At 71.2% G+C, this 24,757-nt stretch carries 23 protein-coding genes; 18 read left to right on the top strand and 5 right to left on the bottom strand.

Annotated features, from left to right (window positions below):
• Positions 1–84: 84 nt before the first annotated feature.
• Positions 85–528, bottom strand: coding sequence for a cupin domain-containing protein (locus F8566_RS05835; RefSeq protein WP_151558764.1), 444 nt, complete (start codon positions 526–528; stop codon positions 85–87).
• 365 nt (positions 529–893) lie between these two features.
• Between F8566_RS05835 and F8566_RS05840 the strand changes: the two genes are divergently transcribed.
• The 9 genes from F8566_RS05840 to F8566_RS05880 all read left to right on the top strand — a co-directional run bounded on the left by F8566_RS05840 (position 894) and on the right by F8566_RS05880 (position 10,850).
• Positions 894–2,423 (top strand): alkaline phosphatase D family protein, encoded by a 1,530-nt coding sequence (locus F8566_RS05840; RefSeq protein ID WP_151558766.1) that lies wholly within the window; start codon positions 894–896, stop codon positions 2,421–2,423.
• 200 nt (positions 2,424–2,623) lie between these two features.
• Entirely contained in the window at positions 2,624–3,115 is a 492-nt protein-coding gene (locus F8566_RS05845; RefSeq protein WP_151558767.1) for a (2Fe-2S)-binding protein, read from the top strand.
• On the top strand, positions 3,112–5,541 hold the full coding sequence (locus F8566_RS05850; RefSeq protein WP_151558769.1) for a xanthine dehydrogenase family protein molybdopterin-binding subunit: 2,430 nt from the start codon (positions 3,112–3,114) through the stop codon (positions 5,539–5,541). Before F8566_RS05845 ends, F8566_RS05850 begins: the two co-directional genes overlap by 4 nt.
• Positions 5,538–6,395: an FAD binding domain-containing protein gene (locus F8566_RS05855; RefSeq protein WP_151558771.1), complete on the top strand. Its 858-nt coding sequence runs from the start codon at positions 5,538–5,540 to the stop codon at positions 6,393–6,395. Before F8566_RS05850 ends, F8566_RS05855 begins: the two co-directional genes overlap by 4 nt.
• A gap of 172 nt (positions 6,396–6,567) precedes the next feature.
• A complete protein-coding gene (locus tag F8566_RS05860) occupies positions 6,568–7,422 on the top strand; it encodes an SRPBCC family protein (protein ID WP_151558773.1) in 855 nt (284 codons plus the stop codon).
• A 112-nt stretch (positions 7,423–7,534) separates the two neighbouring features.
• Entirely contained in the window at positions 7,535–8,236 is a 702-nt protein-coding gene (locus F8566_RS05865) for a class I SAM-dependent methyltransferase (RefSeq protein WP_151558775.1), read from the top strand.
• A gap of 128 nt (positions 8,237–8,364) precedes the next feature.
• Positions 8,365–9,564, top strand: a complete 1,200-nt coding sequence (locus F8566_RS05870) for a 4-hydroxy-3-methylbut-2-enyl diphosphate reductase (RefSeq protein WP_151558777.1) — start codon at positions 8,365–8,367, stop codon at positions 9,562–9,564.
• A gap of 52 nt (positions 9,565–9,616) precedes the next feature.
• Positions 9,617–10,438 (top strand): exodeoxyribonuclease III, encoded by an 822-nt coding sequence (locus F8566_RS05875; protein ID WP_151558779.1) that lies wholly within the window; start codon positions 9,617–9,619, stop codon positions 10,436–10,438.
• Between the two features lie 73 nt (positions 10,439–10,511).
• Positions 10,512–10,850 (top strand): STAS domain-containing protein, encoded by a 339-nt coding sequence (locus F8566_RS05880; RefSeq protein WP_192809534.1) that lies wholly within the window; start codon positions 10,512–10,514, stop codon positions 10,848–10,850.
• Between the two features lie 729 nt (positions 10,851–11,579).
• On the opposite strand, the gene pseI is transcribed toward F8566_RS05880, so the two are convergent.
• Entirely contained in the window at positions 11,580–12,647 is a 1,068-nt protein-coding gene (pseI, locus tag F8566_RS05890; RefSeq protein WP_151558786.1) for a pseudaminic acid synthase, read from the bottom strand.
• A complete protein-coding gene (locus F8566_RS05895) occupies positions 12,644–13,120 on the bottom strand; it encodes a GNAT family N-acetyltransferase (RefSeq protein WP_264159289.1) in 477 nt (158 codons plus the stop codon). The genes pseI and F8566_RS05895 overlap by 4 nt, the downstream gene beginning before the upstream one ends.
• Positions 13,121–13,207: 87 nt before the next feature.
• Here F8566_RS05895 and F8566_RS05900 point away from each other — a divergent pair, with 87 nt between their 5' ends.
• The 7 genes from F8566_RS05900 to F8566_RS05930 are packed head-to-tail and all read left to right on the top strand — an operon-like array spanning position 13,208 to position 20,717.
• Positions 13,208–13,441 carry a phosphopantetheine-binding protein gene (locus F8566_RS05900; protein ID WP_225992906.1) on the top strand — a complete coding sequence of 78 codons (234 nt, stop codon included), beginning with the start codon at positions 13,208–13,210 and terminating at the stop codon, positions 13,439–13,441.
• Complete coding sequence (locus F8566_RS05905) at positions 13,434–14,183, top strand: SDR family NAD(P)-dependent oxidoreductase (RefSeq protein WP_151558790.1); 750 nt, start codon at positions 13,434–13,436, stop codon at positions 14,181–14,183. The genes F8566_RS05900 and F8566_RS05905 overlap by 8 nt, the downstream gene beginning before the upstream one ends.
• 32 nt (positions 14,184–14,215) lie before the next feature.
• Positions 14,216–15,583, top strand: coding sequence for an AMP-binding protein (locus F8566_RS05910; protein ID WP_225992919.1), 1,368 nt, complete (start codon positions 14,216–14,218; stop codon positions 15,581–15,583).
• Entirely contained in the window at positions 15,580–16,659 is a 1,080-nt protein-coding gene (locus F8566_RS05915; RefSeq protein WP_151558794.1) for a LuxE/PaaK family acyltransferase, read from the top strand. Before F8566_RS05910 ends, F8566_RS05915 begins: the two co-directional genes overlap by 4 nt.
• Positions 16,656–17,900, top strand: a complete 1,245-nt coding sequence (locus tag F8566_RS05920) for an acyl-CoA reductase (RefSeq protein WP_151558796.1) — start codon at positions 16,656–16,658, stop codon at positions 17,898–17,900. Before F8566_RS05915 ends, F8566_RS05920 begins: the two co-directional genes overlap by 4 nt.
• The gene (locus tag F8566_RS05925) at positions 17,897–19,642 is read left to right on the top strand and encodes a hypothetical protein (RefSeq protein ID WP_151558798.1); all 1,746 of its coding nucleotides are present in this window, start codon (positions 17,897–17,899) and stop codon (positions 19,640–19,642) included. Before F8566_RS05920 ends, F8566_RS05925 begins: the two co-directional genes overlap by 4 nt.
• Complete coding sequence (locus F8566_RS05930; protein ID WP_151558800.1) at positions 19,632–20,717, top strand: hypothetical protein; 1,086 nt, start codon at positions 19,632–19,634, stop codon at positions 20,715–20,717. Before F8566_RS05925 ends, F8566_RS05930 begins: the two co-directional genes overlap by 11 nt.
• Positions 20,718–20,734: 17 nt before the next feature.
• On the opposite strand, the gene F8566_RS05935 is transcribed toward F8566_RS05930, so the two are convergent.
• Positions 20,735–21,859 (bottom strand): DegT/DnrJ/EryC1/StrS family aminotransferase, encoded by a 1,125-nt coding sequence (locus F8566_RS05935; protein WP_151558802.1) that lies wholly within the window; start codon positions 21,857–21,859, stop codon positions 20,735–20,737.
• Positions 21,860–21,863: 4 nt separating this feature from the next.
• A complete protein-coding gene (pseB, locus tag F8566_RS05940; RefSeq protein ID WP_151558804.1) occupies positions 21,864–22,847 on the bottom strand; it encodes a UDP-N-acetylglucosamine 4,6-dehydratase (inverting) in 984 nt (327 codons plus the stop codon).
• A 105-nt stretch (positions 22,848–22,952) separates the two neighbouring features.
• On the opposite strand from pseB, the gene F8566_RS05945 reads away from it, so the two are divergent.
• On the top strand, positions 22,953–23,675 hold the full coding sequence (locus F8566_RS05945; protein ID WP_151558806.1) for a cytidylyltransferase domain-containing protein: 723 nt from the start codon (positions 22,953–22,955) through the stop codon (positions 23,673–23,675).
• A 13-nt stretch (positions 23,676–23,688) separates the two neighbouring features.
• Positions 23,689–24,756 (top strand): PseG/SpsG family protein, encoded by a 1,068-nt coding sequence (locus tag F8566_RS05950; RefSeq protein WP_151558808.1) that lies wholly within the window; start codon positions 23,689–23,691, stop codon positions 24,754–24,756.
• The last annotated feature ends 1 nt before the right edge of the window (position 24,757 follow it).

Here is a 24,757-nt window from a genome sequence, read left to right on the forward strand (position 1 = left end):
CCCCCCCCCCCCACACCCCCCCCCCCCTATCAGTCGCGCGGGGGCGGGGGCCCCCCCGCCCCCCCCCCCACGGCGCTTTCGGCCTCAGGACGCCAGGTTGGCGTGGAGGGTGATCGCGTAGGCCGGGCCGGGATTGGTGAGCTCGTGGGTGCGGCCGCCGCCGTGGACGCGTACCCGGTTGGCTCGCAGGGGCCGCTCGGTCACGCCCTCGGCGGTGATCCGCACCTCGGCGAGCTCCCCGGCGATGACCGTGCTGACCTCCGTGCCCGCGTGGTCGTGCACGTCGGTCCGGTGGCCGGGCGGCCAGGTGGTCAGCCACAGCTTGATGCCGTCCACCTCGTCCAGCCGTACCCGCACCGGACCGTCGGCGGCGAATCGCACCAGCGCCCACCAGTCTCCGGGACGGGCCGCGAGGTCATGGATGCGCGCGGCGAGCTGCCCGACCGTCGGGGGCCGCACGACGGACGACCGCCCGTGGGGGTCGTCCTGGCCACGCATCGTGATGTCGGGAACCATGTCGAGGTTCACAGAAAGTCCTTCGTGTACGGCCGCTGATGGCCGATGAGCCATGGGAAAGGTCGAACGGGAGAGCAGGCCGGGGAAGACGTCACCCGGCGGGAAGATCGCTGATCAGCGACAACAACACGAAGGACACAGCGCGCTGGCCACGCGGCGAAGGGCCACGGGGCTGCAGAGGGAGATGCGCGCTGGCATGAGGTATAGGAGACACTCCACTACGGAACGCTGTCAAGTCGATGCCCAAATGATCACGAGATGTCGCGCGTTCACGGAAAAGCCATATTCGGGCCTGGTCGTGTACGCCACGACACGAGAGCATGCGCACGTCCTGATCTCGACATGGTCGAACGCAAACTCGTGTGAACGGAGTCGTCATGGCGCTGGACCGGCGGAGTCTCTTGCGTGGTGGCCTGGTGGCGGGCGGCGGTGCGGCCCTGGGCCTGTTCTCCCCCGCGGCACAGGCGGCACCCGCCCTGATCCGCAGCCGCCCCCGTCTCACCAACGGCGTCCAGAGCGGTGACGTCACGGCGCACGAGGCCCTCGTCTGGGCACGCTCCGACCGTCCCGCGCGCATGCTGGTCGAGGTCAGCCGCCGCCCGGACTTCCGGCACTCGCGCCACGTCCGCGGCCCGGTGCTCACACCGTCCTCCGACCTGACCGGCAAGACGTTCCTGCACGGCCTGCCCGCCGGCGAGGAGCTCCACTACCGCGTCCGTTTGGCGGATCTCGACAGCCATGCCACGTCCGCTCCCACCACCGGCCGCCTGCGCACCGCGCCCCGCCACCGCCGGGACGTCTCGTTCGTCTGGTCGGGCGACCTCGCGGGCCAGGGCTGGGGCATCAATCCCGACCTCGGCGGCTTCCGCATCTTCAAGGCCATGAACGCGGTCGACCCCGACTTCTTCATCTGCAGCGGCGACCTGGTCTACGCCGACAATCCCCTCGCTGAGACCGTCCAGCTGCCCGACGGCCGTACATGGCGCAACCTGGTCATCCCCGAGAAGACCAAGGTCGCCGAGACCCTCGCCGAATACCGCGGCCAGTTCCGCTACAACCTCCTGGACGCCAACTTCCAGGCGTTCAACGCCCGGACCCCGATCATCAACCAGTGGGACGACCACGAGGTCGTCAACAACTGGTACCCGGGCGAGATCCTCGACCTCCCGCAGTACACCGAGAAGCGCGTCGACGTCCTGGCCGCCCGGGCCCGCCAGGCCATGTTCGAGTACACGCCGATCTCGACCGCCAAGAAGGGCCGCGTCTACCGCCGCATCTCCTACGGCCCGCTCCTGGACGTCTTCGTCCTCGACATGCGCACCTACAAGGACGCGAACAACGCCAACAACTCCGTCAGGGGCCAGATCCTCGGAGCCGAACAGCTCGCCTGGTTCAAGCGCGAGCTCCGCCGTTCCAAGGCCACCTGGAAAGTGATCGCCGCCGACCTCCCGCTCGGCCTGATCGTCCCCGACGGCACCGCGTTCGAAGGCATCGCGCAAGGCGACAACGGCGCGCCCCTGGGCCGCGAACGCGAGATCGCCGACCTGCTCTCGTACGCCAAGAAGCACCGCGTCCGCAACATGGTCTGGCTGACCGCCGACGTGCACTACACCGCGGCCCACTACTACGACCCCGCGAAGGCCGCCTTCCAGGACTTCGACCCCTTCTGGGAGTTCGTCACCGGCCCTCTCAACGCCGGCGCCTTCGGTCCCAACAACCTTGAATCCACCTTCGGCCCCCAGCTGAAGTTCCGCCAGACACCTCCGCGCGCCAACACGTCCCCGGCCGAGGGCTACCAGTTCTTCGGCGAGGTGGACATCAACGGCAGGAGCGGCCACCTGACCGCACGCCTCCGCGACATCGACGGCAAGGTCCTCTACGCGCAAGAACTCACCCCGGCCCGCTGAGGTCCCGCCCCCACCGGTCAAAGTCGGCAGAAAAGGCGCACGTCAGGGTCTAGTACGCGATTCCGAGTAGGCATACGTTCAAAAGGTCGCCCTCCTTCCTCCGGAGGTGGCCTCGATGCCGCGGCCTGTTCAGCGCGCTCCGCCCCCAGGGACGTTCTCTCCCGTACACCCCCACCCAAGAGACGCCCCTGGGAGATCGAATGCCACGAATCCGCGTCGAGGTCGACGGTGTGACGTACGAGGACGACGTCGAACCGCGCCTCCTGCTCGTTCACTACCTCCGTGACCGGTTGGGGAAGGTCGGCACCCCGATCGGCTGCGACACCACCAACTGCGGAGCCTGCACCGTCCTGTTCGACGGGATGAGCGTCAAGAGCTGCTCCGTGCTCGCCGTCCAGGCCGACGGCCGGGGGATCACCACGGTCGAGGGGCTGGGGACCGACGGGACGAACCATCCGATGCAACGGGCCTTCCACGAGGAACACGCCCTGCAGTGCGGGTTCTGCACACCCGGCATGATCCTGGCGTCGATCGACCTGCTGCGGGAGAACGCCGATCCGTCCGAGGAGGAGATCCGGGAGGGCCTGGAGGGCAACCTCTGCCGTTGCACCGGTTACCAGAACATCGTCCGCGCAGTGCGCAAGGCCGCTGATGAGATGCGCCAGCCCGCCCAGTCGGAGGTGGCGCCGTGACCGAGGTAGGCAAGGCGCGGCTGCGGAGCGAGGACGCGCGGCTCATCACGGGCCGGACTCAGTGGACTGACAACCTGCAACTTCCTGGGTTGTGCCATGTGGCGTTCCTGCGCAGTCCGTACGCGCACGCGCGCATCACCCGGGTGGACGTCGAGGCCGCGAAGAGCCGGCCGGGCGTGCTCGCGGTGTTCAGCGGCCAGGACTTCGCCGACGAGCAGGGCAGCCTGCCGTGCGCGTGGCCGGTCACCGAGGACATCCTGATCCCGGACCACCCGCCGATGGCCGTCGCCGAGGTGCGGTACGTGGGCGAGCCGGTGGCGTGCGTGGTGGCGCGCGACCGGTACGCGGCGATCGACGCTCTGGAGGACATCGACGTCGACTACCAGCCGCTGCCCGCCGTGACGGACATGGAACAGGCGTTGCGGCAGAGCAGCGACCTCGTGCACGGCGACCTGGGCACCAACCAGTGCTACCGGCTGGTCGTCGAAAGCGGCGACGTGGACGCCGCTTTCCGCGACGCGCCCGTGACGGTCGAGCGCCGGTACATGCAGCAGCGGCTCATCCCGACCGCGATGGAACCGCGGGCCGTGGTGTGCCAGCCAGATGGCGATGAGTTCACGATGTGGTCGGCGACGCAGGTGCCGCACATCCTGCGGCTGATGCTGGCGTCGGTGACCGGCATCGGCGAGCACCGAATCCGGGTGATCGCGCCGGACGTCGGCGGCGGGTTCGGCTCCAAGCTCCAGGTGTACGGGGAGGAGGTGCTCCTCCTGCTGCTGGCCAAGCGGCTCGGCCGTCCCGTCAAGTGGACCGAGTCGCGCAGCGAGGGCAACATGACCGTCCACCACGGCCGCGACCAGATCCAGCGGCTGACGATGGCGGCCGAGGCCGACGGGCGGATCCGCGGCTTCAAGGTCGACATCCTGTCCGACATGGGCGCGTACCTGATGCTCCTCACGCCGGGCATCGCGACGCTGGGCGCGCCGATGTTCAACGGCATCTACAAGATGGACGCCTACTCGTTCACCTGCACCGGGGTCTTCACGACCAAGACCCCCACCGACGCCTACCGCGGCGCGGGACGGCCGGAGGCGACGTTCGGCGTCGAGCGGATGATGGACGAGCTGGCCGCCGAGCTGGGGCTCGACCCGCTGGAGGTACGGCGCCGCAACTGGATCAAGCACGAGGAGTTCCCCTACACCACGATCACCGGGCTCACCTACGACTCGGGCAACTACGAGGCCGCCACCGACAAGGCGCTCGCGCTGTTCGAGTACGACAAGCTGCGCGCCGAGCAGGCCGACCGGCGTGAACGCCGCGACACCGTGCAGCTCGGCATCGGAGTCTCGACGTACACCGAGATGTGCGGTCTCGCGCCGTCGCGCGCGCTCGCCCAGGTGCGGTCGGCGGCGGGCGGCTGGGAGCACGCGACCGTGCGGGTGCTCGGCACCGGCAAGGTCGAGGTCGTCACCGGGACGTCGCCGCACGGCCAGGGCCATGACACGGCCTGGGCGCAGATCACGGCGGACGCGCTCGGTGTGCCGTTCGAGGACGTGAAAGTGCTGCACGGCGACACGCTCATCGCGCCGCGCGGGTGGGACACCTACGGCTCGCGGTCGCTGACGATCGGCGGCATCGCGGTCCACAACGCCTGCCAGAAGGTCGTCGAGAAGGCCCGCAAGGTCGCGGCGCATCTGCTGGAGGCAGCCGAGACCGACCTGGATTACGCGAACGGCTCGTTCAGCGTGAGGGGAGTCGGCGGCGACGGGGCGTCGATGACGCTGGCCGAGGTCGCGGGCGCGACGCTGTCCGCGCACGACTTCCCCGAAGGCGTCGAGCCGTCGCTGGACTCCGACGCCACGTTCGACCCGGAGAACTTCTCGTTCCCGCACGGCACACATCTGTGCGCCGCCGAGGTCGACACCGAGACCGGCTTCGTGAAGATCCGCTCGTATGTGGCGGTGGACGACATCGGCTCGGTCGTCAACCCGCTGATCGTCGACGGGCAGGTGCACGGCGGGCTCGCGCAGGGCATCGCGCAGGCGCTGTACGAGGAGGCGGTGTACGACGCGGACGGCAACCTGACGACCACGACGATGGCCGACTACCTGGTGCCGTCGGCGGCCGACCTGCCCGCGTTCGTCACCGACCGGACCGAGACCCCCGCCACGTCCAACCCGCTCGGGGTGAAGGGCGTCGGCGAGGCGGGCACCATCGCGTCCACGCCCGCCGTCGTCAACGCGATCGTCGACGCGCTCCGCCAGCACGGCGTGCGGGACGTGCAGATGCCATGCACACCCGAACGTGTCTGGCGTGCGCTCCGCGAAGCCTTCGGCGAGGAACCCGAAGGCCCCGGCGGCGCGCAGCCCGGCGCGGGCGGCGGACTCGGCTCGGCGCAGGGAGACCAGGAAGGGGGCCAGGGATGATCCCTCCCACCTTCGACTACATCCGCCCGTCCTCGATCGAGGAGGCCGTCTCGGCGCTGTCGCAGGCGGGCGAGGACGCCAAGGTGCTGGCGGGCGGGCAGAGCCTGATGCCGTTGCTGCGGCTCCGGCTGGCCTACCCGGACGCGCTGATCGACCTCGACCGGGTCGAGTCGCTGCGGCAGATCCGCTCGGAGAACGGCGACCTGTTCATCGGCGCGATGGCCACGCACCACCAGGTGGTGCGCGACCCCCTCGTCCTCGAACACGCGCCGCTGATCGCCAAGGCCACGGCGACCGTCGCCGACCCGGCGGTGCGGCATCGCGGCACGTTCGGCGGGTCGCTCGCGCACGCCGACCCGGCCGGTGACCTGCCCGCGGTGGCGCTCGCGCTCGACGCGGTCTTCGTCGTGCGGTCCGTGCGCGGTGACCGGGAGATCCCCGCGGCGGACTTCTTCGTCGACTGGATGACCTCGGCGATGGAGCCCGACGAACTGCTCATCGGCGTGCGCGTGCCCAAGCTCGGGCCGGGCTGGGGCGCGCACTACGAGAAGTTCCACCGCACGGCGCAGGCGTGGGCGATCGTCGGCGTCGCGTGCGCCGTACGGCGTGAACGCGGCGCGATCGAGGACGCCCGGGTGGCCCTGACCAACATGGGTCCGGCGCCCGTCCGGGCCACCGAGGTCGAGCGCTTCATCGAGGGCCGTTCCGTCTCGGAGAACTCCTTCCGCGCCGCGTCCGAACGGGCCGCCGAGGGCACCGAGCCGCCCGGCGACCTGCACGGCTCGCCGGAGTACCGGACGCACCTGGCGCGGGTGCTCACCGCCCGTGCCCTGACCGCCGCGGCGGCCGTCTGACCCCCGGTCCGTGATCATGTGGCCGGACCCACACGCCCCAGGGCCCGGCCGCATGATCACCCGCCCGGCCGCACCCACGCGACATGCGATCCTCACCTGCGAATCTGGCGAGCGGGTAGGTGACGGTCGTAGGGTCACGGACAAGCCCCCCGGATGTGAAGGAATTCCCACCATGGAGCTCGACCACGAATTCACCGTCCCCGTACCGGTGGATCAGGCCTGGTCGGTGCTGCTCGACGTGGAGCGCGTGGCGCTCTGCATGCCCGGCGCGACGCTGGACTCGGTCGACGGCGACGAGTACGCGGGCCGCCTCAAGGTGAAGGTCGGCGCGATGACCGTCACCTACCGCGGCACCGCCCGGATCGCCGCGGCCGACGCGTCCTCGCGCACCGTCACCATCGAGGCCGCCGCGAAGGAGGCCCGCGGCTCCGGCACCGCCTCCGCGACCGTCCAGGCGCGCCTGCATGACGAGGGCGACACCACCCGGGTCACGGTCCACACCAAGCTGAACGTGACGGGCCGCCCGGCCCAGTTCGGCCGCAACATCCTCGCCGAGGTCGGCGCCAAGCTCGTCACCCGGTTCGCCAAGGCGCTCGCCAAGGAGTTGGAGTCCCCCACCGAGGCCGCCGAGCAGGCGGCCGGCGGCGCCGTCGACCAGCAGGCCGCCGCCGAGGCCGCTCAGGACAAGGTCGCGCCGGACAAGATCGAAGACACCGCGGCTCCGCCGCCGTCGATCTTCGACACCCGCCCCGACATCCCGGTCGTCGAGCCGGAGCCCGCCTCGACGCCCGAGCCCGAGCCTGCCTCCGCTCAGGAGGCCATGCCCACCGTTCCGGCGCAGCGCCCGGCCAGCCCGGCGGAGTCGACCGTGCGGCCGCTGCCCGTCCGGCCGCGGCAGGAGGAGGACGCGATCGACCTGCTCGCGGTCGCGGGCCCGTCCATCGTGCGGCGCGCCATCCCGGCCGTCGCCGCCGCCGTCGCCGTGCTGCTGGCCGTCCGCTACCTCTTCCGCCGCAGGCGCGGCTAGGGCGCGGCCAGGGCAGCGTCAACCCCATCCGCTGATCAAGAACCGGCCAACGATCCGGCCGGGCCCGGCGATGGTGCTGGCGGCACGGCGGCCGGTCGCGTCGGCTGGTGGCGTGGACACCATCGAGATCCAGCGGGTCGCCGAGATCGAGGACGACAACTGGTGGTACCGCGAACGCCGGGAGATCATCGCCCGGGAGCTGCGCCGTCTCGGCGCCCCGGGCCGCGCCGTCGACATCGGCGCCGCCGGCGGCGGCAACACCCGGGTACTCCTCGACCACGGCTGGCGCGCCACCGCGATCGACAACACCGAGACCGCCGTCGACCTCTGCCTGGCGCAGGGCATGGACGCCTACTACGCCGACGCGTGCTTCCTGCCGCTGCCCTCCGGCTCCTTCGACCTCGCGCTGGCGTTGAACGTCCTGGAGCACATCGAGGACGACGCCACCGCCACGGCGGAGATCACCCGCGTTCTCCGTCCCGGCGGCACCGCGCTGGTGTCCGTCCCGTGCGACATGAAGCTCTGGTCCACCCACGACGTCGCCCTCGGACGGATCCGCCGCTACACCCGCCGGACGCTGACCGACACGCTCGCGACCGCCGGTCTCGCCCTCGACCGCGTGTGGAGCTGCAATGTCGTGCTCCGCCCGTTCGTCAGGCTGCGCCGTCACCGGATGGCCCATTGCGAGGACATGGCCAACGTTCACCCGGCTCTGAACGAGGGCTTGAGCCTGCTCACGTCGCTCGAACGCCGGCTTCCGCTCAAATCCTGGCCCGGCGTCACTCTCTTCGCCCGTGCACACCGGCCCACCTAGCGTGCCAAAAAGCCCAAAAGCGTTCAAAACCCACAATCAAGTGTTTTTTCCCGATCCCATGACCTTGGGCTGCCGTCCCGTTGCCTCCGTATTCACATACTGAAAGAGGTAGCAATTCGGGGGCTCCGATGGATCGTACGTTGTGGCATGAATCGTTCGCGGTATACGGCGTCGCCGTGGGCGAGATCCTCGTGGCGGATTCTTTTCTGCATCCCCGGCGAGGGCTGGTGGAGTGTGCGGTGGCGCCCGCCCTCGCGGCACGGCTGGGCCCGGCCGCCCGGCGCGGCCAAGCGCAGCTGGGCCAGTGGCACGGCGAGGGCCTGCTGTACACGACCACCTACCTCACCAAGGACGGCCACGCGGAAGGGTTCGGCGTCGCCGCCCACTGCGACGATCCCGCCGCCCTCGCGACGGCCCGCGAGACCATGGACGTCTGGTCACGGACGCCGCGCATGCGCCGCGTTCTGGTGTCCGGTGTCGAACCGCGGTGCATGGGCGCCACCCGGGCGCTGCGCACGATGGAGGAGACCGGACGCCGCGGCCCGGCCTACGTGATCGGGCGACCGCCGGAGGCGGACGGTCTCATCGAGATCGATGATCTGAGCGAGGTGCCCGACGGCGGGACCGTCGTGTTCCCCGCCCACGGCGTCCCGCTGGGCGTACGGGCCGAGGCCGCCGCACGCGGCCTGCGGGTCGTCGACGCGACGTGCCCCCTGGTGACCGAGGCGCTCGGCGAGCTCCGCCGGTTCGCCGACCGCGGCGACACCGTCGTGATCGTCGGACGGCGCGACCACCGGGCCATCGGCTCGTTCACCGGGCAGGCGCCGGACGACACGGTCCTCGTCGAGAACGAGGAGGACATCCGGCACCTCGATCTGCCGGAGCGGATCTCCTACGTCGTCGAGACCGGCATGGCGGCGGACGAGGCGGCGCGCCTGGTCACCGCGCTCCGGGCCAGGTACCCCCTGGCGCGCGGTCCCCATCCCGACGGCTGGTGCTATGCCGCCTCCGACCGGGCCGACACCGTACGCGCGATCGCGGAGGCCGCCGACCTGATGCTGATCTGCGGCGACCGCGACTCGGCCGACGCCCGCGAACTCGCCGGTCTGACCACCGGCACCCCCACCCAGACTCTCGCCGACCTCGCCGATCTGGACCCGGTCGGCCTCGCCGACGCGGCGACCATCGGACTCGCGGTCGCCCTCCCCGCCAAGCCCCGGCTGACCGCGGCGGTCATCCAGGCTCTGGCGGGCCTGGGCCCGCTCTCGGTCGTCCGCCGCCGCGTGGTCAGCGAGACAGCCGCGATTCCCGGGTCACAAGTCGTGTGAGGTCACAAGCCGTGTGAGGGCGGCTGTCACGCCGGGATGGCAAGCTTGAGGCATGCGCCTGGCGACCTGGAACGTCAACTCGGTCAAAGCACGCCTGCCGCGGCTGCTGGAATGGCTGGCCGAGACGAAGCCCGACGTCCTCTGCCTTCAGGAGACCAAGTGCTCCGCCGGCGACTTCCCCGCGTCGGAGGTCGCCGAGCTCGGCTATGAGACCGCCGCTCACGGCGACGGCCGCTGGAACGGTGTCGCGATCCTCTCGCGGGTCGGCCTGGAGGACGTGACACGGGGTTTCCCCGGAGAGCCCGGCTTCGTCAACCCGCCGGAGGAGCCGACGCTGCTCGACGAGGAGCTCCCGCCGCCGGCGGCCGAGGCACGGGCGCTCGGCGCGACCTGCGACGGGATCCGCGTGTGGTCCCTGTACGCACCGAACGGGCGCACGGTGGGCTCACCGCACTACGCCTACAAGCTCGCATGGTTCGCGGCGTTCAAGGCGGCCCTCACCGGCGAACTCGAGAAGAACCGCTCGCTGGTGGCCACCGGCGACTTCAACGTCGCGCCGACCGACGCGGACGTATGGGACCCGGCTGTCTTCGCCGGTTCCACGCACGTCACACCGGCCGAACGGCAGGCCCTGGCCGACCTGCTGTCGCTGGGCCTGCACGACGTGGTCCCGACCCCCATGAAGGGCCCGCATCCCTTCACCTACTGGGACTACCGGGCCGGCATGTTCCACAAGAACATGGGCATGCGCATCGACCTCTTCTACGCCGGCTCGCCAGTGGCCGAACGCGTCCGGTCGGCATATGTCGACCGCGAGGCCCGCAAAGGCAAGGGCCCATCCGATCACGCCCCGATCGTGGTGGATGTCGATTAGCTCCTCCGTCGCTCTTACGCCGCCGGACAACTCCATCTACCTTGGACGTAGCCGTTTGGACGCGAGGTGTGAAGTGCTGGAGACACTCGGGGCGAAGGTCGACCGGATCGGACTGTGGACGGTCATTCACCTGACCGGCGAATTGGACCTCTGCGGGCGGCCGGTGTTGACCAACGCCATCGACCAGGCCGGCCTGGCCCCCCAGCCGCGCGTGATCGTGGACATGACCGACGTGTGGTTCATGGACTCCTCCGGGCTGGAGTCCCTGCTCCGGTCAAGCCGGTGGATCCACGCCCGCGGCGGGCGGCTCGTGCTGCTGGGCCTGCACCACCGGGTGCGCAAGATCCTCGACATCACCGGCACGCACCGGGCGTTCGAGACGGTCGAGAGCCTCAACGACCTCCCGGGGTGACCGGGGGCACCTCGCCCCGACCTGTCCATTCACGCCCTGCCCGTTCAGGTACTGCCCGTTCAGGTACTGCCCGTCCAGGTATTACCCATTCAGGCCTTGCCCATCCGCTCCGACCTGCCGATTCACCCCGGCCTACCGCGTCACCCCGCCCCGCCCACGCGAGCTCCGGCATCTCCCGCGGTGGCAACTGGTCCACGCTGACGATCCGTACGGCTCGGCGCGCCTCGGCCAGCGCGTGCACCGTACGCGGCCCCGCGGCCCCGTCGGGCGTCAGGCCGACGTGGCCCTGAAACTCGCGCAGCCCCGCCGCAAGACCGCTCGAGCTCATCGGAACGGCATAGCCGAGCCCCACCAAGATCTCACGAACCACGACCGGATCCGCCGTGGGCAGATGCTCGGAGTGCGCGTCCAGGACGACCCGCGCCATCGCCGCCAGGGCCGCAATGACCTTGTGCATCGAACATTCCCCCCTTCAGCATGAGAACGTGCTCCCGCTGACGAACCGAGCGCATATCCACCCCTTCCCTGCCTTTACACGACCCGTAATTGATCGACCAATCCTTTACCCAGAGGCATTTCTCACCGCCGATCATCCGGCCCGGGAATGTCCCCGTCGAATGCCGTGTGCCCTCCAGAAATGACTTCAACCGCGCACCGATGAATGCGCAATGGTGACCATCAACGATGCGGATCGGTGTGAATTGATGCGGCCATTGCGCCGGCCGCGGGTCAGAAGAGCTCCCAGGTGACCGGAGTGCCCCGGCGCACGTCGCCCGCGAACGTTCGGCCGCACACGGATTCGAAGGCGTCCGGGGGGAGGCCGCCGGCCGGGCGGATGGAACGGACGTTGCGGTCGGTCACCGGCTCCCCCGCCCGGACGTCCTCCACGACGTAGAGGGAACGGCGGAAGCGCAGGCCCTCGCGCTCGCCCGGCCGGGGCCCGATGCGGGCGGCGCCGAGCGACCGCCATGCCCGCTCGCTCTCCACGACGAGCGCCGCGAGCTCGGCCGGCTCCAGCGAGAACGCCGAATCGACGCCGCCGTCCGCGCGGTCCAGAGTCACGTGCTTTTCGATCAGGCAGGCCCCGAGCGCGACGGCGGCGATCGGGACGCCGATGCCGGGGGTGTGGTCGGAATAGCCGACCGGCACGTCGAACGTCTCCGCCAGCAGCGGCAGCGCACGCAGGTTGCCGTCTTCGGGGGCGGCCGGATAGGAGGCCGTGCAGCCGAGGACGACGAGCTGCTCGCAGCCGGCCTCGCGGGCCGCGCGGACCGCCGCGTCGATCTCGCCGACGTTCGCCATCCCGGTTGAGATGATCAACGGCTTGCCGGTGCCCGCCGCCAGCCGGATCAGCGGGAGATCGACCAGCTCGGACGAGGCGATCTTGTAGGCGGGCGCGCCGAGCGCCTCCAGGAAGCCGATCGCGGTCGGGTCGAACGGGCTGGAGAACGCGACCAGGCCGCGTTCGCGGGCGCGCTCGAAGAGGGGGGCGTGCCAGTCCCACGGCGTGTGCGCCTGCTCGTAGAGCTCGTAGAGGCTGCGCCCGCCCCACAGCTCGTGCCCGTCACCGATCCTGAACCGCGGCGAGTCGACGTCGATGGTGAGGGTGTCGGCCGTGTACGTCTGGAGCTTGACCGCGTGGGCGCCCGCGTCGGCCACCGCGTCGACGATGGCGAGGGCACGCCGGAGGTCTCCGTTGTGGTTGCCGGACAGCTCGGCCACGATGAACGGCCGGTCACCCGCCCCGACGGAGTGCGGCCCCACCGTGACGGCCCGGTTCGCCACAGCCTCGTTCATCTGCCCCTCCTGAGCTCCATGTGGACGACCACCTGCTCCTCGCCGTCGATCTCGCGTACGTGGCGGCCGGACTCGGTGAAGCCGCATCGCCGGTGGAACCGGAGCACGGCCTCGTTGGCGGCCAGCACCTCGCCACGCAGCACACGCAGGCCCAGCGGGCCGAACGCGTGCGCGATCGCCGCCTTCTCCAAACCGAGCCAGGCGTGCAGCAGCTCGCCGCTCTCACCCAGCCCGTCGAGGTCGAGGTAGAAACCCCACCAGGCCTCGGCGCCGTCAAGGCCGGAGAAGGTGACGACCCCGCACGGCGTGGACCGGTGCTCGTAGATCAGCACGCGGCGGGTCGGGTCGGCGCACACCCGTGACCACCAGCGGCGGTGTTCGGCCTCACCGATCTCGTGGGTGGTGAAGCTGGCCTTCCGGACCTCCGGGTGGTTGCGCCAACGGAGGAGTGCTCCGAGGTCGGAGTCGGACACCTCCCTGAGCATCGCACCCCCAATGACCGACGTCGCCACTACAATCCGTGGTTGAGCCAGCACGATACGCCATCACGAGGGGGAGCCGTGATCGATGACGAGAGGCTGCGCCGGGTCTTCCGCAGTGCCCTCAACCTGGGCGACGAGGTCGAGGTCGACGTCCTGGAGTACCGCGGGATCGACAAGTGGGACTCGCTCGCGCACATGGCGCTCGTCGCGGCCCTCGAGGACGAGTTCGACATCATGATCGACATCGACGACGTCATCGACATGAGCTCGTTCGGCAAGGCGCGGGAGCTGCTGGAGAAGCACCTTGTCTGAAACCCCGGAGTCCGGGGTCTCGCCCCGCGTCGCGCTCGTCACGGGCTCGTCGCGCGGGATCGGGCTGGCCACCGCCCGCCGGCTGGCCGCGGACGGCTACTCGGTGGTGCTGCACGGGCGGACCATGGACGCCGCCGAGGCGGCGGCGAAGGGGTTCGACGGCGACCCGCTGGTCGTCTCCGGCGACGTCGGCGATCCGGCCGCCGTCGCGGCGATGATGCGCGCCGTCTTCGACCGCCATCGCCGCCTCGACGCCCTGGTGGTCAACGCGGGCGTGCACGACGCCGGCATGCTCGGCATGACGAGCGCCGAGAACGTGCAGCGGCTCTTCGCGGTGAACGCCGCGGGCACCGCGCACACCCTCCAGGCCGCCCTGCGCCTGATGCGCCGCGGCATCCGTCCCTCCGTCGTCATGCTCTCCTCGGTGATGGGCGCGAAAGGGGCGCCGGGCCAGGCGGTGTACGGGGCGTCCAAAGCCGCCGTGCTCGGCCTCACCCTCGCCGCCGCCAAGGAGCTGGGCCCGGCCGGGATCCGGGTCAACGCGGTGGCTCCGGGCTTCATCGACACCGACATGCTGGCGACCCTGCATGACCAGGACCGTGCTGAACGCGTCGCGGCCACCGCGCTCGGCCGCTTGGGCCGGCCCGAGGACGTGGCGGACGTCATCGCGTTCCTGTTGTCGGACGGCGCCCGCTTCGTCACCGGGCAAGTGATCGGTGTGGACGGGGGGCTGGTCCTCTGAGCTCCCCCACGCTGCTCCACCCCACCGCGCGGCTGGTCGACGCAGCCACCGGGGTCACACTCACCGGCGCCACCCTGCGCGCGCGGGTGGACGAGGCGGCGACCGGCTACCTCCGGGCTCCTTCCGGGCTCGTCATGGCACGGACCCCGATCTCGGTCGACGCCGCCGTGCGCTACCTGGGCGCCATGGCGGTGGGACGCCCGATCGCGCTGCTCGACCCGGCCCTGCCGGCGACCACGATGCACGACCTGGTCCGCCGCTACGAGCCCGCGGTCCTGCTCGGCGGCACGGAGGCGCCCTGCGGATACCGCCCGGCCGACCTGCCCGCACTGGGGCCGGCCTGGTGTCCGGAACGGCCGTCCGAGGTGGTGCCCCATCCCGATCTTGGGCTCTTGCTCGCCACCTCCGGCTCGACGGGCAGCCCCAAACTCGTCAGGCTCGCCCATGCCGCCGTCCTCGCCAACGCCCGTTCGATCGCGGCCGCGCTCGGCATCGACGGAGGCGAGGTCGCGCCGACGAGCCTGCCGCTCTTCTACAGCTACGGCCTGTCCGTGCTGAACAGCCACCTGGTCGCCGGGGCGACAGTGGTGTTCGAGGCCGGCGGCATCGTCAGCCGCACCTTCTGGGCGACGGTGGCCGACCACGGTGTCACGTCGCTGGCGGCCGTCCCCGCCCAGTACGAGATGTTGCGCAGGCTCCGCTTCGACCCTGCCCGTCACCCCTCCCTCCGGACTCTCACGCAGGCCGGAGGACGGCTGCGCCCGGAGCTGCTCACCGACTTCGCAGCGCGGATGGAATCGGTGGGCGGGCGGCTGCACGTCATGTACGGGCAGACCGAGGCCACCGCACGCATGACCGCGCTCCCTCCGGAACGGCTCGCCGGCAAGCCGGGCTCAGTAGGCCCGGCCATCCCCGGTGGACGGCTTTCGATCCGCGACGGCGACGGCGAGGCGACGGCATCGCCGCAGACCGTCGGAGAGGTCGTCTACCAAGGTCCCAGCGTGATGATGGGGTACGCCGAGCGCGCCGAGGACCTCGCTCGCGGCGACGACCTGGGCGGGACGCTCGCGACCGGAGATCTGGGCCACCTCGACGACGAGGGCTTCCTCTATCTCACCGGGCGGCTCAAGCGCATCGGCAAGGTGTTCGGCACCCGGCTGAATCTCGACGACGTGGAACGCCTGGCCCGTGGCCTCGGCAGCGTGGCGGCGGTCGGCGCCGACGACCGGGTGATCGTGTGGGCCGAGCGCGCCACCGCCGAGATCTGCCGCCGCGCCGCCCCGGCGCTGGCCGAGGAGCTGCGGCTGCACAACACCGGGATCGAAGTCCGCGGCATCGACCGTCTCCCCCTTCTCGCGAACGGCAAGGTCGACTACCGGGCGTTGGAGGCACGCTCATGACCGTTACGGCCCAGGACGTCTTCGCCCTCGCCCAGCAGGACAAGGAAGAACGGCTGCTCCCCCAGCTCGTCCGGCTGACCAGGCATCACCGCGCTGCCTGCCCCGCGTACGACCGGATCCTCAAAGCGATCGGCCATGCGGACGGCGGTGGGGACGGCCGGGAGTACGCCGCGGTGGCCGAGCTCCCGTGGCTGCCGGTCAGGATGTTCAAGGACCACGTGCTGAAGAGCGTCCCCGACGACGCCGTGTTCCGCGTGCTGACCTCCAGCGGCACGACCGGGGCGATCAGCCGGATCCACCTGGACAGGGAGGCGGCCGCCACCCAGGCCCGCATGCTCGCCCGGACGATGCGGACCGTCCTCGGCCCCCGGCGGCTCCCCATGCTGATCGTCGACAGCCGGACGACGACGCGCTCATCCAGTGCCCGTGCGGCCGGCGTGCTCGGCATGGCGAACTTCGGCCGCGACCACACCTGGATCCTGGACGAGGACGACCGTCCTGACCTCTCCGCGCTGAAGGGTTTCCTCGCCCGCCACGGCGACGCCCCGTTCCTGATCTTCGGCTTCACGTTCATGGTGTGGCGGTATCTCTACGAGCCGGCGCGGGCGGCCGGCCTCGACCTGTCCCGAGGCGTCCTCGTCCATTCCGGCGGCTGGAAGAAGCTCGCCGCACAGGCTGTGGACAACGCCGACTTCCGGAGCTGTTTCGCCGAGCACACCGGCCTGACGCGGATCCACAATTTCTACGGGATGGTGGAGCAGATCGGCACCGTCTTCCTGGAGGGTCCGAGCGGGGATTCGCTCTACTGCCCCGACATCGCCGACGTCATCGTCCGCGACCCCACCACCTGGGCGGAGACCGAGCCCGGCGTGCCGGGGCTGCTCGAAGTGGTCAGCACGCTGCCGCGCTCCTACCCGGGGCATGTCCTCCTCACCGAGGACCTCGGCGTGGTCCACGGCATCGACGACGGCGACTGGCCCGGCAAGCGCTTCTCCGTGCTAGGACGCCTTCCGCGCGCCGAAGCCCGGGGTTGCAGCGACACCTTCGCGGCACGGCCGGGAGGTGCGGCGGCATGAGCGTCCGGCAACATTTCCCGTCAGGTGAGCCCGTCCCCGTCGGCACGCTGTTGGCCGAGGTCACTGCCCCTCCGGTGGGCGGCCCGCTCACGTTCGGCGATGAGCGGCTCAAAGAGTTCCTCGGCGCGGTCTCGCGGCGGCTGCTCAAGCCGTCGGTCATGCGGCGCCATCCCGAGCTGGGCGCGCTCGGTTTCTTCCTGCGGCCGAGCGAGCTGTCCCGCGTCCTCGAAGGCGCGGCCGAGCACTCGGACGACCGTCTCCGCTTCCCGCGCGGGCTCGTCTTCCACATCCCGCCCGCCAATGTGGACACGGTCTTCGTCTATTCATGGGCGCTGTCGGCACTCGCGGGCAACGCCAACATCGTCCGCCTGTCCACACGTGGTGGCGGAGCGTCTTCCGTGATTCTGCAGGTGCTGCACGATGCTCTCGACCAGGCCGATCCGGCCGTGGCCCAGACCCAGCGGCTGGTCGGCTACGAACGGTCGGACGCGACGACGGAGGCGCTCTCGGCGGCCTGCGACCTGCGGGTCGTCTGGGGCGGCGACGCGTCGGTCACGGCCATCCGGCGTCATCGGCTGCGGCCGTCAGCCCGCGACCTGACCTTCCCCGACCGGTCCTCGCTGGCCGCGATCTCGGTGAACGGGTGGCACGCCGCCGGCCCGGAGCGGCGCCGGGCAGTCGTGGACGGCTTCGCCAACGACACGTACTGGTTCGACCAGGCGGCCTGCTCCTCTCCCCGCACGCTCTTCTGGGTCGGCGAGCCCGCCGCCGCAGCCGATGCCCGCCGGCAGTTCGAGGACCTGCTCGCCGAGACGGTCGCGGCACGCGGCTTCACCGTGGACGCCGCCATGGCCGTGGAAAAGCGCGTCGCCACCTACGGCATGGCGGCTGCCGGAGACGCGTCCGCCATCCGCTTCCAGGGCAACACGATCGCCACGCTCGACCTCACCGAGCCGGCCCGCCTGCCGCGCCGGTGGCTGGGTGCGGGCACCTTCGCCTGCGCCGTCATCGATGACCTCGACGACCTGATCCCGCTGATCACCCGTAAGGACCAGACGCTCAGCACGTTCGGTTTCCCGCCCGCGGCGTTGCGGGCCTTCGCGGCCGCCGCCGGGGCGCGGGGCGTCGACCGCGTCGTGCCGGTCGGCTCGGCGCTCTCCTTCGCCGCGATCTGGGACGGCTATGACCTGCTCCGCGAGTTCAGCCGCGTCATGACGATCTCACCCGGGGGGTCCCTGTGAGACTCAACGCCACACCCGCGAACTACGACCGGTTCCTGTCGGTGGCCTCGGTCTTCTGGCGCAACAATCTGCCCGCGACGCCGGGCGAGGACTGGATCGTCGTCGAGGCGATGCACCACCAGTTCCGCAACGTGCTCCGCAACCTGGCCCTGGCCAACGCGATCCGGCGGGTGCGGCCCGCGCGCGTCCTCGTCCTGACCGGCACGGACGAGAGCTGGTACGAAACCATCTGGGAGGACTTCAACGTCGAGAAGGTGCGGCGCCTCGGCGAGGCCTTCGCCGTCACCGAGGTCGTCGACGTGCACGCACTGGTCGACCAGGTGGCGGCGGCGCCGGATGACAGGCCTCCCACGTTCGATCTTTGCGGACGGACGCTGACCGTCGGATCCGCCGCCGCCGCTGAAGAGACGGACGAGACGGCCGTCCGATGGTCGTCCATCGACCCGGGTGTCCTCGACGAGATCGCCTACGCCTCCGCGTGCCGGCTGGACCTGGTGCCGCGCCTGGAGGGGGACCGCCACGACAACCCCAGACTGCGCGAGCAGCGTCCGCGCTCGGCCGCGTTCGCCGCCGTCTACGAGATGCTCTTCCGCGCGCTCAAGCCGATCGCCTTCGTGACGAGCCATGTGGACTATGACCCCTGGGGCCTGGGCACGGAGGCGGCGACGCGCTTCGAGGTCCCCGTGGTGCACGTCCAGTCCACCGGGTCGCTGAAGGCCTACACGCTCTTCCCCGAGCACCGGCAGGGCGAGGCGACCTTCCGGGCGGAGCTCACACGGCAGATCGGTGCCTACTTCGACCGGCACGTCTGGGGCAACCGGGACATCATCCGACCGGCGGCGGAACTGGTCGCCTGGCGCACCCGCGGCAATCTGGGCCGCCCGAGCTGGTGGCGGTTCGGGCCCAACGCCCTGTGCGAGCTCACCAACCTGACCGAGCGCGAGCAGTTCCGCGCCTACGGGATGGCGAAGCTCGGCCTGGATCCCGCGCTCCCGGTCATCACCGTCTTCAACCACGCGGTCTCGGACGCGCTCGGCACGAACCGTGAGGTCTTCGCCGACCTGGCCGAGTGGTTCCAGGAGACCGTGGCCTTCGCCGCCGCTCATCCGAAGGCGAACTGGCTGCTGCTCGACCATCCGAACCAGGACAAGTACGACTCCACCGGCATGTTCGCCACGCTCGCCGACTCCTACGGCCGCGCCGGCCACCTGACCTTCATGTCGAGCAACGACCTGTCCAAGAACGCGATGTGGAGCCTCACCGATCTGGGGATCACCGTCCGCGGCAGCGTCAGCAACGAGCTGCCCGCGTTCGGCACGCCCGTCATCCAGGCGGGGTGGTCGGAATGGAGCGCGTGCGGGATGTCCACGGTGGTGCCCGACGCCGATGCGTACTGGAAGACGCTCACCAGGTCCATCGAGGCACTGACCCGGAGGGAAACCCTGATCAGCGCGGAACAGGTCGAGCGCGCCCGGCTGTGGTCGTGGTTCTACCGCAGCGCGACCGACGTCTCCTCGCTGCTCGTGCCGCACTGGGACGTCATGCCCGAGGACACGCACCTGCGCACCCTGGAGATCAATATGAGGGCGGTCGAGAGCGACGCCGATCCCCTCTTCACCTCGGTCCGCCGGATGTGGACCAGGCGCGAGCCGTTCCTCACCAGGTTCGATCTGACCGACTCCGGGTCCCTGACCGAGCTGCTGCCGGCGATGAGAAAGGGCGGTGCGAACGATGCAGGCTGACACTCCCGGCTACCTGGCGACGCGCTACGACCACGACCGGGCCGGACCCGTCCCGGCCCAGCTCACCGACGGCAAGCACCCCGTGTTGCGCGTCACCGAGGGCTTCCTGCGCCGGACGGGCAACGTGGGCCGTTGCATCGCGTCACCGGCGGCGTTCGGCCTGAGCGCGGCCGCGATCGGCGACGGCCCGGCCCGGGTGACGCTCCGGCTGAGCCTGGACCGCCACACCCCCACGTACTGGGACCGCTACGTGCACGAGGACGTGCCGCGATCCGGGGCCGAGCGGCCGCGGCTGGTGGTCGTCTGCGCCCAGCGCGAGGTGCGCGGCGCGCTGCTGCTCGCCCCGCGCCCGGTGGGCCAGGGACGGGCGATCGGTGAGCTCGGCGTGACCCTCGCGCCCGATGAGCTCCCTGCCGGTGGCCTCGCGCTCTTCGAGCTGTGGGGTGCACACGAGTGGCGGTCCGCGAGCGGCGCGGCCGTCGCGGCGGCCTCCGCGCTGGCGCCGCAGGCGACGACGGGAATGGTGGTCAACACCATCTCGGTCGGTTCCGCCGCCGCCCCTCCGGTCGCGTGGTCCGCCGGCGACACCCTCGATGCCCGTACGAGCGAACGGCTCGGGCTGGTGAGCACTGGCGGCCTCAACGCCCAGATGCTCACGGAGCAGGGCTCGACCTTCCTCAGCGCCGGCATGCTCGTGGTGAACCCGTGCGCCGGTGCCTCCGCCCGGCTGACCTTCGGATTCGTTCGCGGCACACCGCCCGTCCTGCGCGGCGCGAAGGGCGGCCCGCGCTGGCGGCGGCACATGGACCGGGCACGCAGGAAGGCCCGGGTGATCGCGCAGCGAGGGCTCGAGGCCGCGGCGTCACCCGGGCCGCACGTCCTCGACTGGCTGCAGGTCCAGGCCGTCGGGCTGGGCGACGGCGCGGTCACGACGCTGCCGGTCTCCCACCGGCCCGAAGGCGGATTCACCGTCGTCGTGCCGGCCCAGGCGCAGCCGATACTGCTGACGATCTCCCAGCAGGAAGCCCCGAAATCCGCCACCCACGTCAAGCTGATCGACCACACACCGATCTGAGGAACGACCCCGGGGTCTCAGGCGAGGGCGTCCCGCAGTGCCGCCACCACCCGGTCCTGCTCCGCCTCGGTGAGGTCGGGGAACAGCGGCAGCGACAGTTGCTCGGCGTAGAAGGACTCCGCGACCGGGCACATCCCGCGCCGGTAGCCGAGATCCTCGAAGACCGGATGCCGGTAGGCCGGGACGTAGTTCACCTGGACCCCGATGCCCGCCGCGCGCATCCGGTCGTACACCTCGCGGCGGCGCCCGCCCAGGATCCGCACCGCGTACAGGTGCCACATCGGGTCGGCCCCCGCCCTCGCGGCGGGGAGCCGCAGGCCGTCCACATCGGCCAGCAGCTCGTTGTAGCGCGCCACGAGACGGGCACGCCGTGCCTTGAAGTCCCCGAGCCGCCGGAGCTGGCTGGTGCCGAGCGCGCACAGCACGTCCGGCAGCCGGTAGTTCAACCCGAGCGTGTGGACTTCCTGATGCCATCCGCCCTCGTCAGGCGATCGCAGCCGTTCCGCCTCCCGCACGAGACCGTGGCAGCGGAACCGGCGCGCCCGGTCGAACAGCTCCGGGTCGGGCACCGCCACCGCGCCGCCCTCGCCGGTGGTGGCGTTCTTGGTCGGGAAGAACGAGAAGGTCGTGATGTCGGCGAGCGCGCCCGCGGGGACTCCGTCGAGCCGGGAGCCCAGCGAGTGCGCGGCGTCCGCCGCCAGCACCGCTCCATGCGCGTGCGCCAGGGGCCGCAGGGCCGCATAGTCGGCCGGATGCCCGGCGTAGTCGACGGCCGTCACGACCTTGGTCCGGGACGAGAGGGCGACCTCGACGGCCTGCGGGTCGAGATTGGCCGTGTCATCGCTGACGTCGGCGAACACCACGCGCGCCCCCAGCAGCATGGCCGTCGAGGCCGTGGCGACGAAGGTCATCGGGGACGTCACCACCTCGTCGCCGGGGCCGGCTCCCGCCGCCGCGTAGGCGACGTGCAGCGCCGACGTCCCCGAGGTCACGCTGACGCACGGCACCCCGCCGGTCCAGGACGCAAGCGCCTCCTCGAAGCCGGCCACGGCGGGCCCGGTGGTGAGCCAGTCGCCGCGCAGCACCTCGGTGACGGCGGCGATGTCGGCGTCGTCGATGGATTGGCGGCCGTAGGGGAGCATGACCTCACCCGCAGGTGGCGAGCAGACCCTGCAGGTCGTCGGCGGTCAACCACATGTCGTTGTCGTCCGACCGGTAGCTGAAGCCCTCGCGCACCGGCTCGCCGCCCTGCGGGGGGACGTATCCCCAGGTCGCGATCGTGGGCATGACCACGTAGCGGCCGGGCAGCCGGACCGTGCGGCGGCTGTCGTCGGGCGCGATCATCTCCTCGTGCAGCTTCTCGCCCGGCCGCACGCCGATCTCGTGGATCAGGCTCTGCGGGGCGACCGCCCTGGCGAGGTCCATGATGCGCATGCTCGGGATGCGCGGCACGTAGAGCTCTCCGCCGCGCATCAGCCCGAACGAGTCGACGACGAACTCGACCGCCTGCTCCAGGCTGATCCAGAAGCGCGTCATCCGCTTGTCGGTGATCGGAAGGCTCTCGCCGCGCTCGGCCAGCCGCCGGAAGAACGGGATCACCGAGCCGCGGCTGCCCATCACGTTGCCGTAGCGCACGACCGCGAAGCGGGTGTCGTAGCTGGCGGCGTAGTGGTTGGCCGACACGAAGAGCTTGTCGGCGACCAGCTTGGTGGCGCCGTAAAGGTTGATGGGGCTGGACGCCTTGTCGGTCGAGAGCGCGACGACCTTGCGCACCCCGCAGTCGATGGCCGCCTCGATGACGTTCTGCGAGCCCTGGACGTTGGTCTGCACGTACTCGAACGGGTTGTACTCGGCCGTGTCGACCTGCTTGAGCGCCGCCGCGTGCACGACGTACTCCACGTCGTGCATGGCCCTCCGCAGCCGCTCGCGGTCGCGGACGTCGCCGATGAACCAGCGCAGCCGGGGGTCGTCTCCGAAGAGACCGCGCATCTCGTACTGTTTGAGCTCGTCCCGGGAGAAGACCACCACCCGGCGCGGGTCGAGGTGCTCCAGGGCGTGGCGCAGGAAAGCCTTGCCGAAGGAGCCGGTTCCTCCGGTCAGCAAGATCGAAGAGCCCTCGGTCCCGACCATGACTACCCCCTGTAGCTTTTTCATGACCCACCGTGATGGCCTGCGGTAGCCTAGCGCCTCCTCGGTATCACCACGCCGACGTGGGGGAATGTCGTGTCCGTCCGTATGACTGGAATCATTCAGGCCCGCATGGGATCGACCCGGCTGCCGGGCAAGGTGCTCCTCCCGCTGGCCGGGCGGCCGGTCCTCGGCTGGGTCGTCCGTGCCGCCCGAGAGAGCGGGGTGCTCGACGATCTGGTGGTCGCGACGACCGATCACGCCGAGGACGACGCGGTGGTCGCCGAGTGCGAGCGGCTCGGCGTCGCCTTCCACCGCGGCCCGGCCGACGACGTCCTCCAACGGTTCCTGGGCGCGCTGGAAGCCCGTCCGGCCGACGCCGTCATGCGTTTCACGGCGGACTGCCCCCTCCTCGATCCGGCCGTCATCCGGGCCGCCGGCACGGCGTTCCGCGCACTTCCGGGGATCGACTACCTCAGCGGCGGGCTTCCGCACACGTTGCCGCGCGGTCTGGACACCGAGGTCATCGGCGCACCGGCGCTCCGCCGCGCCGGCCGGCTGGCGACCGGCGAGCACCGCGCCCACGTGACGTCGTACGTCTACACGCATCCGGCGGACTTCACCGTCATGGGGCTGACCTTCCCCCCGTCGGCGGCCCATCTCCGGGTCACCCTCGACACGCCCGCCGACCTCGCCCTCCTCCAGGCGGTCACGGGGAAGTTCGGGGACACGCCGGTCCCGTACCGGGAGCTCGTCGACTGGCTGGAGCTCAACCCCGAGGTGCGCGCGCTGAACGCCGGCGTGCGGCAGAAGGCTCTCTCCGAAGGATGAAGGTCAGGGAGGGGTGAAGGTCGGGATCAGATGCGACGCCGGGACCCGCACCGGCGTCGGGCACCTCATCCGCTGCGTGGCCCTCGCCGAGGAGCTCGTCCGGCGCGACGTCCCTGTGGTCTTCCTCGGCGAGATCACCGGGCCTGACTGGATCGCGGCGGAGCTCGAAGCCCGCGTGCTGCCGCTGATCCCGGCACCGGCGCAACCCGGCCCGCTGGCGGCGCAGGCCCGCGCGCTCGGCCTGGACGTTCTGGTCATCGACTCGTACGAGACCGACCCCGCCTGCGCGGACGCCGTGCGGCGGGCCGGGACGGCCGTGCTCGCGATCGTGGACGGGGACCACCGCGGCCAGCGGGCCGACCTCTATCTGGACCAGAACCTGGGGGCCGAGCGGATCTCGTTCGAGATGCCGGCGGGTTCCCTGCGGCTGGCGGGAGCGGACTTCGTCCTGCTGCGCGACTGCGTGAGGCGCCTCCGGCCGGACACCCCCCGTCGACACGGCGCCGGCGTGCCCCGGCTCCTGTGCTTCCTGGGCGGAACGGACACGGCCGACGCGGCGCCGGCCGTCATGGGCCTCGCGGCGGCCACGGGCGTCCCCTTCACCGCGACGGTCGTGGCGCCCCGGGCGACGACGGCCCGGGCCCTGGCGGCCATCAGGCTGTCGACCGGCCAGTCCCTCGTGCCCGTCGCGCCGACCGGCCGCATCGCCGAGCTGGCCGCGGGCGCCGACCTGGTCATCTGCGCGGCCGGCTCCTCCGTCTGGGAGCTCATGTGCCTGGGGGTGCCGGCGGCGCTCGTTCATGTCGCCGACAACCAGCTGATCGGCTACCGGGCGGCCGTCTCCCGCGGCCTGGCGGCCGGGCTGGGGCATCCCGCCCGGTTGGCCGGACCGGCTGCCGGAGCGGCGGCAGGACAGGCGGCGGGGCCGGCGGCGGCGGCGGTGGAAACTCTGCGGCGGCTTCTCACCGACCCCGCCGAACGCATGGCGATCGCCGCCCGCGGCCACGCGTTCATCGACGGACGCGGCCGCGAGCGTGTGTGCGACGCCCTCCTCGCCTCCGTCCGGGCGCGCCCGGCCTGAG

The organism is Actinomadura rudentiformis (genome assembly GCF_008923185.1).
Lineage (GTDB): Bacteria > Actinomycetota > Actinomycetes > Streptosporangiales > Streptosporangiaceae > Spirillospora > Spirillospora rudentiformis.

Coding starts and splice junctions, on each gene's coding strand:
- F8566_RS05845 (WP_151558767.1), top strand. CDS start 2,624: ATGCCACGAATCCGCGTCGAGGTCGACGGTGTGACGTACGAGGACGAC.
- F8566_RS05870 (WP_151558777.1), top strand. CDS start 8,365: ATGGATCGTACGTTGTGGCATGAATCGTTCGCGGTATACGGCGTCGCC.
- F8566_RS05915 (WP_151558794.1), top strand. CDS start 15,580: ATGACCGTTACGGCCCAGGACGTCTTCGCCCTCGCCCAGCAGGACAAG.
- pseI (WP_151558786.1), bottom strand. CDS start 12,647: ATGAACGAGGCTGTGGCGAACCGGGCCGTCACGGTGGGGCCGCACTCC.
- F8566_RS05935 (WP_151558802.1), bottom strand. CDS start 21,859: ATGCTCCCCTACGGCCGCCAATCCATCGACGACGCCGACATCGCCGCC.
- pseB (WP_151558804.1), bottom strand. CDS start 22,847: ATGGTCGGGACCGAGGGCTCTTCGATCTTGCTGACCGGAGGAACCGGC.
- F8566_RS05840 (WP_151558766.1), top strand. CDS start 894: ATGGCGCTGGACCGGCGGAGTCTCTTGCGTGGTGGCCTGGTGGCGGGC.
- F8566_RS05855 (WP_151558771.1), top strand. CDS start 5,538: ATGATCCCTCCCACCTTCGACTACATCCGCCCGTCCTCGATCGAGGAG.
- F8566_RS05860 (WP_151558773.1), top strand. CDS start 6,568: ATGGAGCTCGACCACGAATTCACCGTCCCCGTACCGGTGGATCAGGCC.
- F8566_RS05920 (WP_151558796.1), top strand. CDS start 16,656: ATGAGCGTCCGGCAACATTTCCCGTCAGGTGAGCCCGTCCCCGTCGGC.
- F8566_RS05875 (WP_151558779.1), top strand. CDS start 9,617: ATGCGCCTGGCGACCTGGAACGTCAACTCGGTCAAAGCACGCCTGCCG.
- F8566_RS05945 (WP_151558806.1), top strand. CDS start 22,953: ATGACTGGAATCATTCAGGCCCGCATGGGATCGACCCGGCTGCCGGGC.
- F8566_RS05930 (WP_151558800.1), top strand. CDS start 19,632: ATGCAGGCTGACACTCCCGGCTACCTGGCGACGCGCTACGACCACGAC.